We start from the raw sequence: 17,558 nt of genomic DNA, 5'->3' as shown, positions 1-17,558 counted from the left end.
CGTCGGTGTCAGGCGCGGGCCGCGGCGAGCGACTCGCGGGCCGCCGCGGCGACGTTCCCGGGGGTGAAGCCGAACTCGGCGAACAGCGTCCCCGCGTCCGCGGAGGCACCGAAGTGCTCGAGGGAGACGATGCGTCCCGCGTCGCCCACGTACCGGTACCAGGTCAGCCCGATCCCGGCCTCGACGGCGACCCGGGCCTTCACGGCCGGCGGCAGCACCCGCTCGCGGTACTCGCGCGGCTGCTCCTCGAACCACTCCACGGACGGCATCGACACCACGCGCGTGCCGATCCCCTCGGCCTCGAGCAGCTCCCGCGCGGCCACGGCGAGCTGCACCTCGGAGCCCGTAGCGATGACGATCACCTCCGGGACCTCCGTCGAGGACTCGCGCAGCACATAGCCGCCCTTGGCCGCGTCCTCGTTCGGCGCGTACACCGGCACGCCCTGGCGGGTGAGCACGAGCCCGTGCGGGGCGGGGTTCGTGGCGTGCCTCTTCAGGATCTCGGCCCAGGCGATCGCGGTCTCGTTGGCGTCGGCCGGGCGGACGACGTTCAGACCCGGGATCGCGCGCAGCGAGGCCAGGTGCTCGACCGGCTGGTGGGTGGGGCCGTCCTCGCCGAGGCCGATCGAGTCGTGCGTCCACACGTACGTCACCGGCAGCTGCATCAGCGCCGACATCCGCACCGCGTTGCGCATGTAGTCGGAGAAGACCAGGAAGGTGCCGCCGTAGACGCGGGTGTTGCCGTGCAGGGCGATGCCGTTCATCTCCGCGGCCATGGAGAACTCGCGGATGCCGAAGTGGACGGTACGGCCGTAGGGGTCGGCCTCGGGCAGCGGGTTGCCCTTCGGCAGGAAGGAGCTGGTCTTGTCGATGGTGGTGTTGTTGGAGCCGGCGAGGTCGGCGGAGCCGCCCCACAGCTCCGGGATCACCGGGCCGAGCGCCTGCAGCACCTTGCCGGAGGCGGCACGGGTCGCGACCGACTTGCCCTCCTCGAACACCGGCAGCGCGTCCTGCCAGCCCTCGGGCAGCTCGCCCTTGGCGATCCGGTCGAACAGCCCGGCCCGCTCCGGCTGCGCGGCGCGCCACTCGGCGATCCGCCTGTCCCAGGCCACGTGCGCCTCGGCGCCCCGGTCCAGGGCCCGGCGGGTGTGCTTCAGGACGTCGTCGCCTACCTCGAAGGCCTGCTCGGGGTCGAAGCCGAGGAGCCGCTTGGTCGCGGCGATCTCCTCCTCGCCGAGCGCGGAGCCGTGGGAGGCCTCGGTGTCCCGCGCGTTCGGGGCGGGCCAGGCGATGATCGTGCGCATCGCGATGATCGAGGGCAGCCCCGTCTCGGCCTGCGCGGCCCTCAGCGCGGTGTACAGGGCCGGGACGTCGATGTCGCCGTCGGCGGTGGGCTCGACGCGCTGGGTGTGCCAGCCGTAGGCCTCGTACCGCTTCAGCACGTCCTCGGAGAAGGCGGTCGCGGTGTCGCCCTCGATGGAGATGTGGTTGTCGTCGTAGAGGAAGACGAGATTGCCGAGCTTCTGGTGGCCGGCCAGCGAGGAGGCCTCGGCGGAGACGCCCTCCTCCAGGTCGCCGTCGGAGACGATCGCCCAGATGGTGTGGTCGAAGGGGGAGGTGCCCTCGGCGGCCTCCGGGTCGAACAGGCCGCGCTCGTAGCGGGCCGCCATCGCCATGCCGACCGCGTTGGCGACGCCCTGCCCGAGCGGGCCGGTGGTGGTCTCGACGCCCGCGGTGTGGCCGTACTCGGGGTGGCCCGGGGTCTTGGAGCCGTGGGTGCGGAACGCCTTCAGGTCGTCCAGCTCCAGCTCGTACCCGGAGAGGAACAGCTGCGTGTACAGGGTCAGCGAGGTGTGCCCGGGGGAGAGGACGAAACGATCCCGGCCGGTCCACTCGGGGTCGGCGGGATCATGACGCATCACCTTCTGAAAGATCGTGTACGCGGCAGGTGCCAGGCTCATCGCCGTGCCCGGGTGCCCGTTGCCCACCTTCTGCACCGCGTCGGCCGCGAGCAGACGGGCGGTGTCCACGGCACGCCGGTCGAGGTCGGTCCACTCGAAGCCATCGGAAGTCTGCGTGGTCATCTTCAAGAAGTCCTCGTTCAGTGCGGAAGCGCTGGCTTGATGCGTTCAAACTTAAAAGTCTGACTTTTTCGAGGAAAGGTCGGGGTGTGTCAGCCTGTGGTGAATCTGGGACAGCGATCGCGCGACAGGGACGGCACGAAAAGGACATGGCTGACACAAACCCCGAAGCCGGCGGCGACGGCATCAGAACCTTCCCCTTCCCGGCCGAACTGGCCGTCGGCGGTGTCGGCATGCAGATCGGCCCGATGGGGACCGAGCGCACCTGGCACGCCGACGCCCCCCTGCACCGCGTGCACCGCATCGACTTCCACGTCGTCATGCTGTTCACCCACGGCCCCGTACGGCACATGATCGACTTCGCCGAGTACGAGGCCGGCGCCGGCGATCTGCTGTGGATCCGCCCCGGACAGGTCCACCGCTTCTCCCGCGAGAGCGCGTACCGCGGAACCGTCCTGACCATGCAGCCCGGCTTCCTGCCGCGCGCCACCGTCGAGGCCACCGGCCTGTACCGCTACGACCTCCCGCCCCTGCTGCACCCGGATCCGGCCCAGCTCACCGCCCTCCGGTCCGCCCTCGAACAGCTGCGACGCGAGTACGAGGACACCGCCACGCTCCCGCTGAGCCTGCACGCCGCCGTCCTCCGGCACACCCTCACGGCGTTCCTGCTGCGCCTCGCGCACCTGGCGGCCAGCTCGGCGGAGGCCACCCGGCAGCAGGCGGACAGCACGTTCACCCGCTTCCGGGACGCCGTCGAGCACGGCTTCGCCACCAACCACAGCGTCAGCGCCTACGCCGACGCCCTCGGCTACTCCCGCCGCACCCTCGTCCGGGCCGTCCGCGCCGCCACCGGCGAGACCCCCAAGGGCTTCATCGACAAACGCGTCGTCCTGGAGGCCAAACGCCTCCTCGCCCACACGGACATGCCGATCGGCCGCGTCGGGGCAGCGGTGGGCTTCCCCGACGCGGCGAACTTCACCAAGTTCTTCCATCTGCACACCGGGCAGACGCCGGTGGCCTTCCGGGCGGAACTTCGCTGAAGAGCCGCCGAGTCGCGCCGAACGGCTTCAGGGCCGTCGTCAGTGGCCGAAGTCGAACCAGTTGACGTTCACGAAGTCGGACGGCTGGCCACTGGTGAAGGTCAGATAGACGTCGTGCGTGCCCGTGACCGAGCCGATGTTGGCCGGGACGGTCCGCCAGGACTGCCAACCGCCGGTGTTGCCGACGGCGAAGCTGCCGATGGGAGCGTTGCCGCGGCTGTCCAGGCGCACCTCGACCAGTCCGCTGACGCCGTCGGCCGCGCCGCTCGCCACCCGGGCGTAGAACTGCGCGGCCGGTGTCGAGCCGAAGTTCACGCCCTTGTACAGCGCCCAGTCGCCGTTGGCGATCCAGCCGATGTCCTGGCCGCCCCCGGCGTCCGCGGTCGCCTCGGTGCTGATCCCGGACTGGCTGTCGCAGGACTCGGCCTGGACGGCGCTGTAGGCGTCGCGGTTGCCGGTCGGCGGGGGAGTGGTGCCGCCGCTGCCGGAGGACTGCAGGACCTGCACGTAGTCGACGACCATGGGGTGACCGGACTCCGTGGCGCCGGTCGGACCGCCGCCGAAGGCCGCGGGGAAGCCGCCGCCCATCGCCACGTTCAGGATGACGAAGAAGCCGTGGTTCGTGGCGTTGGCCCAGGTGGTCGCGTCCACCTGGTTCGCGGTGACCGTCTGGTAGTTCACGCCGTCGACGAAGAAGCGGATCGCCTCGGGGCTCGCCGAGCGGTCCCACTCCATGGTGTAAGTGTGGAAGCCCGACTGGCAGGTGGTGCCCGGACATGCCGTCGAGTTGCCGAGGCCCGTCGTCTCGTTGCAGGGGCCGCCCGGGTTGGTGCCGCAGTGCATGGTCGCCCAGGTCTTGTTCAGGCCCTGGACGTTCTCCATGACGTCCAGCTCGCCGACGCCCGGCCAGTTCTGGTAGTTGCCACGGTAGGGCGCGCCCAGCATCCAGAAGGCGGGCCAGTAGCCGGCGGCCGCGTCCCCGGTCACATCGGGCATCCGGATCCGGGCCTCCACGCGCAGCTTGCCGCCGGCCGGGGGCTGGAAGTCGGTGCGGGTGGTCTCGATCCGGCCCGAGGTCCAATTGCCGGAGGCGTCGCGGCGCGGGGTGATGAGCAGGTCGCCGTTGCCGTCCAGCGCCACGTTGTTCGCACTGGAGGTCATCGTCTCGACCTCGCCGGTGCCCCAGTTCGCGGCACCGCCCGGGTACGAAGTCCCGGTGTCGTACTGCCAGTTGGACGTGCTGACGCCGGAGCCCGCCGAGCCGTTGAAGTCGTCGAGGAAGACCTGTGTCCAGCCGGACGGGGGTGTGGGTGCGGAGGCGTCGGCGGGCAGGGTGCCGACGGTCGCCAGGGCCGCCGCGAGGCCCATCGTGCCGAGGACGGCGACGAGGATCCTGTGGACGGAACGCCGCCGCCGATGTACTGCATGCGGCTGTCTGTCGTCTGTATGCGATATGCCGGGGGTTTCGCTCATGGGGTGCCTCCCGGGGGCGGTGCCATGCGAGAGCGTCATCTGAGAGCGCTCTCAGGGTGCCGCCAATGTGCTCCCCGCCCCCTGGGCCGTCAAGGCTTGAAGCAAGGAAACTCCCCATCCCTCAAGGGAGTTCACCGGGTGAAGCCTCCCGTACCGGTTCGATAGGTGCGCCCCGCGAGGCGGCCCTGCCGCTCTACGCCGACGACTTCAACCCGGCAGGCCGCTGCGCCCTGCCGGTTCACCGCTCGCGCCGCTCCGGGCGCCAGCCCAGCGCCCGCGACATCCCCCGGGCCGCCAGTCGCACCGCCGGGGCCAGCGCCGGTATCTGGGCGCCCGCCCGGGGCACCACCACCGACACCGCGGCGACCACGTTCCCGGCCCGTCCGCGCACCGCCGCCGCCACCGACAGCGCGTCCTGCGTCACCTGACGTTCGCTCACCGCGACGCCCGAGCGGCGCACCTCGGCGAGCATGCGCCGCAGCAGCACCGGATCGGTGATCGTGTACGGCGTGAAGGCGGCCAGCGGCCCGGTGCAGTACTCCTCCTGGAGGTCCGGGTCCGCGTGGGCGAGGAGGGCGAGCCCGACGCCGGTGGCGTGCAGGGGCCAGCGGGCGCCGACCCGGATGTGCACGCCCACCGCCGAACGGCCCGACAGCCACTCGATGTAGACGACCTCGGCCCCGTCCCGCACCGCCAGCTGCACGTTCTCGTGGGTCGCCTCGTACAGGTCCTCCAGGTACGGCAGCGCCAGCTGCCGCAGGCCCAGGCCGCGCGGGGCGAGCGCGGCGACCTCCCACAGCCGCAGGCCCACGTGGTACACCCCGGACGCGTCACGCTCGAGGGCGCCCCACGCCGTCAGGGCGCCCGCCAGCCGGTGCGCGGTGGTCAGGCTGAGCCCGGCCCGGCGGCTGATGTCCGTCAGGGACAGGGCGGGGTGCTCGTGGTCGAAGGCGGCGAGCACGGCCAGCAGCCGGTCGGCCGCGGACCGCTCGCTCACGCGCACCTCGCCCTGTCGCCGTACGTTCCGGCCCGGATCGTAGCCGACGCCCTCCTGACGGGTGACTTACCGGGCCCCGGTCACATCGACGAAGGCGGGGTTGGAGTAGCACCACGTGTCGGCCCACGGGTCGCCGTCGCCGGGCTCGTGCGGGACCGGGCCGTGCGGGTCGACGGCCGCGCCGAGGTAGCCCGTGCCGTGCCGGTTGCCGTCGCTGCCGCGCAGGCGGACGTAGAAGGACTCCTCGCCGGCGGTGAGCGGGATGCGCAGGGTGTACGTCCCCGTGCGGCCGGACACGTCCGTCGTGTGGACGACGCCGGTGTCGGGCGCCTTCCAGGTGTCCCGGTCGGACACCGGGCCGCGCACCGCGCCCCGGATCACGTCCACGTGCGCCAACCGCGGCAGGATTCCTCGCGGGTTGGGGCGGGAGGCGGTCGTCACCGTCACGTACAGGGTGATCCTCTCGCCCTTGCGGACGCGCAGCCGGCCGCCCAGCGTGACACCGCGCCCGGGGTCGCAGTCCCGCTTCAGCCGGACGTCGAGCCCGTCGAGCAGGTGCCCGTGGTCGACCCAGACGCGGCCCGCGCGCAGGCCCGCCATCACGGCGCGGTAGCCGTAGCGGGTCACGCCGACGTGGGTGCGGCTGAACTCGCCCGGCCAGAAGTCGCTGCCGGGCTGCGGGGTGTCCGTGTTCACCGGGTCGGGGAGCCTGCCGGTGTTGTCGAAGTTCTGCCCCGGCGCCCAGTCGCCGTTCTTCCAGGTGTCGAAGACGGTCCGGTGGTTGTCGGAGTTGGAGGTGATCGTGAACAGCCGGCCCTCGGCCAGCATCGCGTCCCACAGCCCGCCGACGGTCGCGGTCGCCCAGTCGAAACCGCCGTACGTCGCATACGCGTCCGCCGGGTAGCCCGCCCAGGACTGGGCGGAGGGCTTGTTCTCGTACTCGCCGCGGATCGAGGTGGCACCCCGCCAGCCCGGGATGGCCGCGCCCTGGGCGCCGGGCGCGCCCTCCATGCCGATCATGATCTCGGGGGCCGCGTCCCGCCAGGCGCGCATCTCGTGCGGGGAGTCGATGCCGAGGCGCAGGGGGTGGTTGGCGAGCACGAGGACGTCGTCGACGTAGCCGGTGCGGCGCTGCTCGGCCAGCCACTGGATGGCCTTGACGGCGTGGGCCTCGTTGCGGGCGGTGTCGGCCGCTCCCGCGGAGCCCTCGGTGTAGCCGAGCACCTTGCCGTCGTAGGCCAGCTCGAACCGGGTGAGCAGGTCGGTCTCGTGGGGGCCGGGCGCGGCGAACACCGTGGCGTGCTCGGCGGCCGGGATGTACCACTCCAGGCCTTGGAAGATCAGCTGGCGCGGGTTGTCGGCGCGGGCCTTGAGGATCTCCTCGTGCTCCAGCTTCGCGCCGTAGGAGGCGTGCCCGAAGTTGGCGTGCTCGTTGAAGACCATCCAGTCCAGGCCGTACCGGGCGGCGGCCCGGGCCTGCTGGGAGAACGTGTACTTGGCGTCGTGGCTGTAGACGGAGTGGACGTGGTGGTCGCCGACGAGGTAGGCGAGCCGAGGGTCCTCGCCGCCGGGACCGCCCTGCGGGGAGGCGAGCGCGGGGGCAGCCGCCGGACCGAGGGCGAAGGCGGCACCGAACAGGCCCGCACGGGAAAGGAGTCGGCGCCTGGACATACCCTGGGCGTCGAGGCCGGCGGGGGAGACGGCCGGGTCGGCCCAGGCGGGCAACTGCTGCTCGGTCATGGTGATCCTCGTCAGGGGGTCAGTGGGTCATGAAGGCGGTGACGGGCAACGCCCGTGCGACGATGCGGACGTCGCCGAGCCGTCCGTGCAGGATCTGGTCGATCTTCCCGCCGTACTGGTAGCCGCCGATCAGCCACGGCTGCCCGGCCGACGCCACACCGTGCGCGCCGGCGTGCGGATTGCGGACCACCGGGCAGCCCTGGACGTACATCGTCGTGTGCCGTCCGTCGTTGACCACGGCGACGTGCCACCAGGTCTCCCGCGCCGTCTCGTCACCCCAGTTGGTCAGGAGGGCCTGCTGGTTCAGCGGGCGGGCCGCCCACTGCGGGCCCGGACCGTCGGTGATCGACAAGGTGGCGGGCGGCTCGTCCGGATCGTCCGTCGGCCGGCCGATGTCGCCGTTCCGGCCCGCCCGGCCGACCAGCCCGGACCAGGAGTTGTGGGAGCTGTCCCAGTCGGCGGGCAGCCGGTAGAAGGCCTCGATCGTGTAACCGTCCTCGAACACGGCCGAGTTGAGGGGCGCGCCGTCGACCGTGCGCAGGTAGGCGCCCCGCAGCGGCGACTTGTAGCCCTGGAACTCCAGGCTGCCGTGGCCCGGCTGGTCCGGGTGGTGGTCCGGTGACCAGCCGAGCGAGCCGCCGCCCACCGGGACCACGGTGAGGTCGTTGCCCCGGCCGGACAGGTCCCGGACGGTACCGGAGACGGGCGACTCGAAGCGCCAGTACGCGACCGTGCCCGGTGCCAGCATCCTCGACGCCGGCCGGGCCGGGCGGTCGGGCACCGGGTCGAAACCGGCGAAACGGGCGGCGAAGTCGATGCCGACCGAAAAGCGGTCCGCGTCGCCGCTGAGCTCGATCTCCCGCCGCTCCAGCTCGCCCAGCCCCTTCCCGGCCCGGCCGAGGATCCACGGTGAGACCGTCTCCACGTCGATGACGTCGCGGTCCAGGTCGAAGTGGTAGAGGCGGATCATCGCCGCGCCGCCGAAGTAGCGGTTCTGGTAGTTCGTCAGGTGCAGATGCACCTCGTTGCCGGCCGCGTTCTTGCGGATCGCGCGGTGCGCGGGCCAGTAGTGGCCGTTCAGGGTGAGGAAGATCTGGCCGTGGTCCTCGATCAGCTGGTCCCACAGCTGCTGCCCGTACGACGACAACGTGTCCTCGTCGGCGACCAGTTCGTGCGTGGTGAGGATCACCGGCGTCTTCGGGTGCCGGGCCAGCACGTCCTTCGCCCAGGCGTACCCCTTGGCCGACAGCCGCCAGTCCAGCGCGAGCACCATCCACTGGCGCCCGGCGGCCCGGAACAGATGGAAGGTGTTGTAGCCGTCCGGCGAGGCGCCCCCGAACGTCGGCTTGTCCCTGAAGCGCCGCGGCCCGAAGGTGTCCAGGTACGGCGTCGGGCCGCGCTGGTCGTCCGTCGACGACCTGACGTCGTGGTTGCCGGCCAGCACGCTGTAACCGACGCCCCGCCGGTCGAGGATCCCGAACGCCTCCCCGATCGCGGCGAATTCCTCCTCGGCGCCGTTCTGGGTGAGGTCACCGAGGTGGGTCAGGAAGACGATGTTGTCGTCCCCGCCGTGCTCCAGCAGATAGCGCAACGAGGCCTCGAGCGGCGCCGGGTAGATGCTGGGGCCGTCGAACAGGTACTGGGTGTCGGGCATCACCGCCAGCGTGAACCGGCGGCTGTCCGCATCCGGCCGCCGGCCGCCCTTCCCGGCCGCCTGCGCGACCGACGGCAGCGCGACCCCGGCCGTGGCGGCGGCGCCCAGCAGCGCGGTGGCCCTGAGGAAACCACGTCTCGCGGCACCGGCCTGCGGGGCCTCGCCCTGGTTGTGGTCATGCGACGTACACACGTGAACTCCGTGAAGGTGACGGGACGGGGGAAGACGGGGCCGGAGTGAGCATCGGTGCCGTCGTCGGCGGTGGATGTACCAGCAGTCCCTCGTCGTCCGCCTGCACCGCCCGTACCGGCCGGGCCGGGGCAGCCCTCCGCAGCCGGATCCGCGGTGCGCACACCTCCGTGCTGCGCGGCGCGCACGGTTGGTCCTCGGCCGTGACCACCCGCAGCGTCAGCCACGCCGCGCCGCCGTCCGCCGGCAGCGCGAAGGGAAACGGTACGGCCGCGGTCTCGCCCGGCCGCAGATCGGGCAGCTCGGCCGGAGCGGTGCGGATGCGGCCGTCGGCCGGCGCCAGCTCCCAGGTCGCCGCAAGCCCGCCAAGGCCCTCGAAGCGCTGGTGGTTGGCGACGACGATCCCCTCGTGCCGGTAGCACCGGATACGGACGGGCGCCTCGATGACGAACGGGCGGTCGCGCACGGCCTCGCCGGTGCCATCGCCGTACTCCCAGCAGTAGCCGGGCCTGGTGACACCGTTGTCGTACAGCCCGGCACCCGCGCGCCCGGCCGGTCTTCCGTCGCTCACGCGCTGCAGGATTGCGTGGTCCCAGGACTCCCGGATGAAGCGCCCCTGAAGGCCCGGGGTGGACTCGATGGCCGCCGAGTGGTCGGCGAGCGTGCCGGGCCGGCCCTTTCAGGCGCCCGTGTGCAGGTATGCCGCCCACAGGGTCGGAGCGGCTCGGTAGGTGTTGCGGGCGGCGCGGAGGCAGTGGTGGAGGGCGAGTGCCGGGTGCGGGGGCGGGGCCGTGCCGTGGCCGTCGGGTCGGGGCGAGTGGTAGAAGGAGGCGGCGAGGCGGGCGGCGAAGGCGTCGTTGACCGGCCACAGGGTGCCGATCACCGCCGGGAAGCCGGCCAGCTGGAAGGCGCTCGTGATGTGGATCGCCTCGTCGACCAGCCGTACGGCGTTGCGCGCGGTGTCGCAGGCCGACAGGAACGCCAGCCGGGAGCCGCTCAGTTCCATCCGGGAGATGTCCTGGACGGTCAGCGGGGTGTCGGCGTGGTCGTGGAGCAGCAGCCTGCTGAGCGACGGGTCGGACGGCTCGCTGACGGCGTGGCAGGCGAAGTGCACACCGCGGTGCCGGGCCATCGCCGCACGCACGGCCGCGGATGTCGCCTCCGCTCCGCTGAGCACCGTCGGCCGCCGGGCGCGCAGCGACTCGACCTCCCGTTGCGCACCAGGCAGGGGCCGCGCCCCGGGTGTACGGGGCATGGCGACGACGAGCAGACCGTCCTCGGCGGGCGGGGCCGCGATCCGGCCGCGGGCATGGACGAGCGCGCGCATGGTGGGCGTGTAGGAGGACGCCACCCGGTCGAGGACCGTACGGGGGCGGGCACCGTCCTCGTCGGCGCCTTCGTGGTGCCCGGCAGCGTGCAGCGGGAGGAAGACGAGCTGTCCGGTCGGCGACCACCAGACCCTGGGCGGCGCGCCGCCGTCGGGGCCGTCCGCTCCCGCGCCGAGGAGCCCGAGCGCTTCGAGCCGGTCCAGCACCGGTCCGGTGACGGTGTCCCAGAGCCAGCCCAGGATGCCGTGGACGGTCCGCTGGGCGGCCCGCTCGTCCCCTCCTGCGCCGGCCCCGTCGGCGACCGCCCGGTCGAGCCGCATGACCTGCTCCTCGACCGTCTGCGGGGTAAGCCCGGGCAGGGGGACCGTATCGACGCCGTCCGGGGTGACGAGCAGGGCGTCGCAGCGGTACACGCTGACGTTGACGACCACGATCGGTCCCTCGGCGGCGGCCCGCAGCAGCGCCCCGGCGTCCGGCGAGCCGAGGAAGTTCCCGAAGCCGGGCAGCTCCCGGATGCGGCCGAGCAGGTCCTCCCAGGCGCTCGTCACCTCCCGGGTCGCCTGCTCGGCCGCGGTCGCTGCGGTCCGGCCCGCGACGGTATGCGGCGCGAGGGTGTCCTCGTGGGCGTCGCCGTCCTGCAGCTGCGCGGTCAGCCGGGCGAACTCCGCGGCGAGGTCCGGGTACCGCTCGCGCAGCGCCGCCAGATCACCGCTCCCGTCGACCGTCCGGGCGAACAGCACCCCGCGGCCCTGTTCGAGAATCCGCAGCGCGCCCAGCGGATCCCCGGTCGTCAGAGCGCATGCCGCGGCGTCGGCGGCCAGGCCCATGTGCCGGCCCAGCCCGTATTCCTGGTCGTGCCGGGCCAGCGAGCGCGGGGCCACCCTCGGCAGGAGTCCCACGCCGAGCGCGAAGGCGTCGCGCGCCTCGGCCCACCGGCCGTCGGCGGCCAGCAGGACCCCCCAGTTCCGGGCGTCCTCCACGCGGTCCAGGGGCGGCGAGGCAGCGGTCAGCGCGGCCTCCCGGTACGCCTCCCTCGCCTCCTCCCGGGCCGCGTCGTCTCCCTGTACGTCGGCCTTCCTGCGCAGCGCGAACGCCAGGTTGCTCAGCCGTGAGGCTCGAGCGCCCCGGCCTTCCGGCACCATCGCCGCCGCCTGCCGCAGCAGGGTCACCGCCTCGTCCAAGTCGGCCGGGTCGCCCGTCCGTTCGGACCGCAGCCGCAGGGCCACGGCCAGGTTGTTGCGGTAGCTGCCCAGGTAGGCGTCCGCAGTGTGCCCGGTGTCCCGTACCACGGCGACGGCCTGCCGGTAGAGGCCGATCGACTCGTCGAGGGCGTCCGTGTCGCCGGTGCGCTGGAAGACCATCCGCAACGCGCCCGCCAGGCTCTCCAGCCTGCTGGCCCGTTCCGCGTGCCCCTGCGGGGTCAGTTCGACGGCCTGCCGGTACCGGCCCACCGCCTCCACGAGCGGTTCCGACATGTCGGTGCGCCGGGTGAGGGCGGTGAGGATCTCGGCGAGCACCGTCATGCGGTGAGCCCGGGCGGCGTGGCCGGGCGGGGTGAGCTCCAGTGCCTCGCGGGTGACGTTCATGGCCTCGATCAGCGCCTCGGAGTCGCCCACACTGTGGTAGCGGGCCTTGAGGGCGTACCCGAGCTGCATCAGCTTTCCGGCGCGCAGGGGGCCGTCCGGGGGGAGCGCGGCAAGGACCTTCCGGTGCAGCGCCAGCGACTCCTCAAGGACCTCCGGCCGGGAGTCGTAGCGGAACCACGCGCGCAGGACGTGCGCCAGGGTGCCCTGGGCGGACAGCCAGGCCGGGGTTCCTCGCTCCAGGAGACCGGCCGCCTCGCGGGCCAGGCCCACGGCCTCCTCCACCAGTTCCGGTGACTGGCCCCGGTAGTGGTCCAGTTCCAGCAGATCGACGGCGAGGTTCATCCGGACGAGCGCGTAGATCTCCTGACCGGGCGGCGCGTCCGCCACCGCCTGCCGGCGCAGGTCGATCGCCTCGTGCAGGACCGCTGGGTCGGCACGGCGCTCGAAGCCGGTCTTGAGCGCTCCCGCCAGGGTGCTGAGCAGGCTGACCCGGTCGACGGAGTCCCCGGGTGTGTCGCGCAGCCCCCGGCGCAGTACCGCGACGGCCTCGTCCAGGTCCGCCGGGCGGTCCGTGTGCTGGGCGAGGTCGAGCAGGGCCTGGCCCAGCGTGCCGAGCGCGGCAGGGCGGTGTACGTCGTCGGGCGCGGCCTCCACGGCGGCCCGCCCGGCCTCGACCGCCCGGTGCAGGGACACGGCGTGACCGGTGAACTCGTACCGCAGACGGCATGCCTGGCTCAGGTCCGTCAGCGCGGCACACCGGTTGGGGTCCGACGCGGAGACGGTGGCCACGGCCTCGTCGAAGAGTTCTACGGCCTCGTCGAGGACGGCGAGGTCACGCGTCCGTTCGGCGGTGTCCTTCAGCGCTGCGGCCGTGATGGCCAGTACGGTGCCGCGCAGCGGTTCGTCCCCGGGGGTCAGCGCCACCGCCTTGCGGCCCGTCACGACCAGCAGACGCAGGTCTTCCGGATCGGCCGCCAGCCGGTACCGGGTGTGGAGCGCCATCAGCAGATTGCGCCGGTACTCCGCTTCGTCCGGCATCCCGCTCCGCCCGATGGCCGCGTACAGCAGATTGTCGACGGCACAGTCCAGGTAGACGCGGTTGCCGGTCTCGAAGTACTGCTCCATCAATCCGATGGCGAAGTCGCTCCAGTCGGCCGGGCTCGCGCCGATCCGCTCGACGTGTTCGCGTACGACATCGGGTACCACACCCGGGTGAGTCACCGTCAGCGGCAGCAGATGCAGGCCCGCGCTGCGCAGCTCACGCATCGCGTCGGGCCCGAACGGCAGCTCGGCGAAGCGCCAGAAGCACAGCATCCCGATCCAGTACATGGCCTCCGGATCCTGACGCCCACGCAGGAGCGAGATCAAGCGGTCGACTTCCTCCGAGGCCTCCGGATCCAGCACCGGGGCCGGGTCACGCTCGTCCTGGCACCGCCGCACCCGATCCCGCACCTGCGCCACCAGGCGATCCCGCCGCTCGGCCCAGCCGGCCTGGCCACCGTCCGTCATGCTCGCTCCCCCTCAGGTGTCCTTCCGCAACGACTTCGTGACCTGTTCGCCCACCTCGCGCGTCAGCCGCTGCGGGCACTCGAAGCCCAGGGCCCGCGCCAGTCCGGCTCCATGGACGTCCACCACGGACTCGACCAGCAGGGCGAGCACCTCCGCGGTCGCCCTGCCGCGCCACCATCCCGCCACGCCCACCGCACCGGCGACCACCGCCGCGGGCCACCACCACACGGCCAGTACGGCGTAACCGCCGGCCCACGCGATCAGCTGGGCCGCGGTGGAGAAGGCGGCCCGTGCCTGGTGGAGGTCCGAGCGGGCACCGTCCGGCAGGACCAGCCACAGGCGGGGCCAGGCCGAGACGAGATCCAGGTCGTACGCCTCGTGAACGCGGGCTTCCGCGGCGGCCAGCCGGTCACCGATCCAGGTCGGGTGACACGGCTCGCGCAACGAGATCCGGTTGCGCACCGCATAGGCCCGCTCCGCCCGGCGGATCAGGGCCTGCCGCTCGTCCGGGCCCGCGGAACGCCCGGCTCGCGCCGCCGCCAGATGTGCGCCGTGGGCCGCATGCGCCGCCGTTAGGTACCGCGCACGCCGCCGTCGGATGAGCCACGCCACCGGCCCCGTCGCGTCGGGATCGCCCTCGATCAGCCATGCCCGTTCCACCAGGCCGCCGAGCCCGCGGGCCGTGACCGCGGCGCCCGCGGCGCAGGCCAGGAGCATGAAGACCGCCAGCAGAACGGCTCCGGGGCCATGACCGGCCGTGCCCGCCGCCGTCGCCGCGAGCCGTCGGTGCGCCTCCGGGGCGGGGTACCAGGGGTGCTGTCCCAGCGCGGCGGCGAGAACGGCGACCGCCACATACAGCAGACCGGGCAACGCCAGTGCCGTGGCCCAGCGTTCGGCGAGTTTCCCGCCGAGTGCCCCGAGCACGCCGGTGGTCACGCGATGCGGTCGCGTCGCAGGGCCCGCCCCCACACCGCGCACACGGGAGGGTCCTCCCGCGCCCCCCGGGGCAGTTCGACGCGCGGGCACCGGCCGGCGGGGCACACCAGGGCCTCCAGCACCGGATGCCCGCCCGCGGAGGCTCCCGGCAGCAGGGAGAACACCGGGCCCTGGCCGGTGCGGTAGGCCCCCAGCCCGCCGGCGTAACCGGCGCGCAGCAGGAGATCGTCGAGCAGGTCGAGCCCGGCCGTCGCGTCCCGGCCGGACCGCACCAGGTCGAGCACGCGCTCGGACGCCGCGGCGAGCTGCGGATCGGTGGCCAGTGGCCCCGCGCGGTCCGCCAGCCGCGCACACAGCTGGCCCAGGCGCGCGTCGACCCCCTCGCCCTCGCCCTCGGACGGACCGGTCACCGGCGTACCCCCTGTCAGCCGCATCGGCGGACGCGGGGCGCGACCGCCACCATCCGTCAAATCTATCGCGATGCCGGTGGGGTGAGCCGGAGACGCCGGCCGGAACAGCCGGATGCGACGCCCCTGCCTACGCGGAGGGCCCGGCGGGGCCCGGTGGGGCCCGGCGGGGCCGGGCAGTCCTCGGCAGGCCACTGGCCCAACGGTCGGCTGATCGGCGGAAGTTCTACTCTTGATCAATCAACTCGGCCGTCAACGGCCGCCCGGTGACAGGAGATTCGATGACCGCGAACCGCCCCACACTGATCGACGCCGCCGATGGACTCCCGGCAACGTCCGCCGGTGAGACGGACTCCTGGTGGTTCGGCGCCAAGCTGCACGACGGCGAGAAGGTCTTCTGGGCGAAGATCCACACGATGGAGATGAACGGTGCCAGTCTGAGCACGGTCGCGCTGCTCCAGGAGCCGGACGGCCGCGCGAGCGACGAGCACACCGTCGAGGGCGTCGACGGCGTGACGGTGTCCGCGGACTCGCTCGACGTGCGGACATCGATCCTGACCCTGAGCGGGGACCTGGACAAGCTGGAGATATCCGCAGCCACGGACAGCGCGTCGATCCGGCTCGCCCTCCGTCGCGAGGAACCGGTGCTCTACAGCGGCGGCGCCGGCGTGTTTCCCTTCTTCGGCGGGACGACGGGGCAGTACGCGCTGCCCGGCCTGACCACGTCGGGAACCATCACCGTCGAGGGGGTCACGCATGAGGTCACCGGACGCACATGGTTCGACCGTCAGTGGATCTCCGGGGCCACCGAGGCGCCGCGCTTCACCTGGCTCGGGCTCGACCTCGGCGCGGGCCGGTACGTGAGCGTCTGGGACGCCGGGGGAGACGGTACGTGCTGGCTCACCGAGCTCAAGGCCGACGGCTCACACCTGATCACCCAGGCGCAGCGAACCGACCGCGACGGGCACTGGGTCCTGACCGTTCCCAGCCTTGACGCATCCCTCGACATCACCCATCAGAAGCTGTTCAGCACCCAGGGCGCCTACACCGGCGCATGCCGGGTGACGGGCACCCTCGCGGGAGAGGACATCACCGGGCACGGCTTCACGGACGTCATCGGCTCCTAACGGGATACAGAATTCACCATGAAATCCGTCATCCGGGTGTGAGGTGGTCGGGGCGGGAGGCGAGGGAAGAGGGAAGGGTGCAGACGTGAAGCTGACGATTCTGGGCGGCGGCGGGTTCCGGGTGCCGCTTGTCTACGGCGCACTGCTGGCCGACCACGCCGAAGGGCGGGTCACCGAAGTCGTTCTCCAGGATCTGGACGACCGTCGACTGTATGCAGTGCGCCGTGTACTGGATGAACAGGCCGCCGGCATCCCCGACGCGCCCCGGGTGACCGCCACCACCGACCTCGACGCGGCGCTCGCCGGCGCCGACTTCGTCTTCTCCGCGATCCGTGTCGGCGGCCTGGAAGGCCGGGCGAGCGACGAGCGGGTGGCGCTCGCCGAGGGCGTCCTCGGCCAGGAGACCGTCGGCGCGGGCGGCATCGCCTACGGCCTGCGCACCGTCCCCGTCGCCGTCGACATCGCCGAGCGGGTGGCGCGCCTCGCCCCCGACGCCTGGGTCATCAACTTCACCAACCCGGCCGGCCTGGTCACCGAGGCCATGTCCCGGCACCTCGGCGACCGCGTCATCGGCATCTGCGACTCGCCCGTCGGGCTCGGCCGCCGTATCACCCGCGTCCTCGGCGCCGACCCGGAGGAGGCCTTCGTCGACTACGTCGGCCTCAACCACCTCGGCTGGGTGCGCGGTCTGCGCGTCGCCGGGCGCGACGAACTCCCCCGCCTGCTCGCCGACCCCGCCCTGCTGGGCTCCTTCGAGGAGGGAAGGCTGTTCGGCGCGGACTGGCTGCACTCGCTCGGCGCGATCCCCAACGAGTACCTGCACTACTACTACTTCAACCGCGAAGCCGTACGCGCCTACCGGGAGGCGGAGCAGACCAGGGGTGCCTTCCTGCGTGACCAGCAGGCCCGGTTCTATGCGGAGGCGGTGCGTACGGACAGGTCCGCCCTGGACGTGTGGGACCGCACGCGCGCCGAGCGCGAGGCCACCTACATGGCCGAGAACCGGGAGAGCGCCGGGGCGGGCGAGCGCGAGCCCGACGACCTGTCCGGCGGCTACGAGAAGGTCGCGCTCGCCCTGATGCGGGCCATCGCCCGCGACGAGCGGACCACGCTGATCCTCAACGTGCGCAACATGAACACGCTTTCGGCGCTCGACGCCGACGCGGTGATCGAGGTCCCCTGTCTGGTCGACGCGGGCGGCGCTCACCCCGTGGCCGTCGCCCCGCTGACCGGTCACGCCACCGGGCTGGTCTGCTCGGTCAAGGCCGTGGAACGGGAGGTGCTCGCCGCCGCCGAGTCCGGCTCCCGTCAGACGGCCGTGAAGGCCTTCGCGCTGCATCCGCTGGTCGACTCGGTCAACGTGGCCCGCAGACTGGTCGAGGGCTACACCGAGGTCCATCCTGGCCTGGCCTACCTCAAGTGACCGCCGTCCTCGGCCACTGAGCACGGCCGTGCCGACGGCCCGTGCTGCCCATCCGGGTCGGCCGGTCG

10 protein-coding genes and 1 pseudogene are annotated in these 17,558 nt (G+C 72.7%); 3 read left to right on the top strand and 8 right to left on the bottom strand.

Translation table 11 applies throughout. The features are described 5' to 3' along the window. Positions 1-8 precede the first annotated feature (8 nt). On the bottom strand, positions 9-2,084 hold the full coding sequence (tkt, locus tag ACWC0C_RS29975) for a transketolase (protein WP_450867131.1): 2,076 nt from the start codon (positions 2,082-2,084) through the stop codon (positions 9-11). Positions 2,085-2,230: 146 nt separating this feature from the next. On the opposite strand from tkt, the gene ACWC0C_RS29970 reads away from it, so the two are divergent. Next, a complete protein-coding gene (locus ACWC0C_RS29970) occupies positions 2,231-3,121 on the top strand; it encodes a helix-turn-helix domain-containing protein (RefSeq protein ID WP_450867129.1) in 891 nt (296 codons plus the stop codon). A gap of 39 nt (positions 3,122-3,160) precedes the next feature. On the opposite strand, the gene ACWC0C_RS29965 is transcribed toward ACWC0C_RS29970, so the two are convergent. The 7 genes and pseudogenes from ACWC0C_RS29965 to ACWC0C_RS29935 form a co-directional block, all read right to left on the bottom strand. Further along, entirely contained in the window at positions 3,161-4,594 is a 1,434-nt protein-coding gene (locus ACWC0C_RS29965) for a glycoside hydrolase family 16 protein (protein WP_450867127.1), read from the bottom strand. Positions 4,595-4,832: 238 nt separating this feature from the next. Continuing rightward, complete coding sequence (locus ACWC0C_RS29960; RefSeq protein WP_450867126.1) at positions 4,833-5,591, bottom strand: IclR family transcriptional regulator; 759 nt, start codon at positions 5,589-5,591, stop codon at positions 4,833-4,835. A 66-nt stretch (positions 5,592-5,657) separates the two neighbouring features. Next, positions 5,658-7,331 carry a histidinol-phosphatase gene (locus ACWC0C_RS29955; RefSeq protein ID WP_450867125.1) on the bottom strand — a complete coding sequence of 558 codons (1,674 nt, stop codon included), beginning with the start codon at positions 7,329-7,331 and terminating at the stop codon, positions 5,658-5,660. A 19-nt stretch (positions 7,332-7,350) separates the two neighbouring features. After that, positions 7,351-9,177, bottom strand: a complete 1,827-nt coding sequence (locus tag ACWC0C_RS29950; protein ID WP_450867123.1) for a LamG-like jellyroll fold domain-containing protein — start codon at positions 9,175-9,177, stop codon at positions 7,351-7,353. Between the two features lie 43 nt (positions 9,178-9,220). Further along, positions 9,221-10,822, bottom strand: a pseudogene (locus tag ACWC0C_RS29945) (CHAT domain-containing protein); the annotation flags it as partial. Between the two features lie 2,787 nt (positions 10,823-13,609). After that, a complete protein-coding gene (locus ACWC0C_RS29940; RefSeq protein ID WP_450867121.1) occupies positions 13,610-14,533 on the bottom strand; it encodes a hypothetical protein in 924 nt (307 codons plus the stop codon). Continuing rightward, a complete protein-coding gene (locus ACWC0C_RS29935) occupies positions 14,530-14,943 on the bottom strand; it encodes a hypothetical protein (protein WP_450867119.1) in 414 nt (137 codons plus the stop codon). Before ACWC0C_RS29935 ends, ACWC0C_RS29940 begins: the two co-directional genes overlap by 4 nt. 278 nt (positions 14,944-15,221) lie before the next feature. Here ACWC0C_RS29935 and ACWC0C_RS29930 point away from each other — a divergent pair, with 278 nt between their 5' ends. Both ACWC0C_RS29930 and ACWC0C_RS29925 read left to right on the top strand, forming a co-directional pair. Further along, positions 15,222-16,067, top strand: coding sequence for a lipocalin-like domain-containing protein (locus ACWC0C_RS29930; protein ID WP_450867117.1), 846 nt, complete (start codon positions 15,222-15,224; stop codon positions 16,065-16,067). Positions 16,068-16,152: 85 nt separating this feature from the next. Continuing rightward, positions 16,153-17,490 carry a 6-phospho-beta-glucosidase gene (locus tag ACWC0C_RS29925; RefSeq protein ID WP_449199542.1) on the top strand — a complete coding sequence of 446 codons (1,338 nt, stop codon included), beginning with the start codon at positions 16,153-16,155 and terminating at the stop codon, positions 17,488-17,490. Positions 17,491-17,558 lie beyond the last annotated feature (68 nt).

The organism is Streptomyces sp. NPDC001709, from assembly GCF_053596375.1.
The sequence above is the reverse complement of the archived record's forward strand: the minus strand, read 5'-3'. Positions and strand labels throughout refer to the sequence as shown.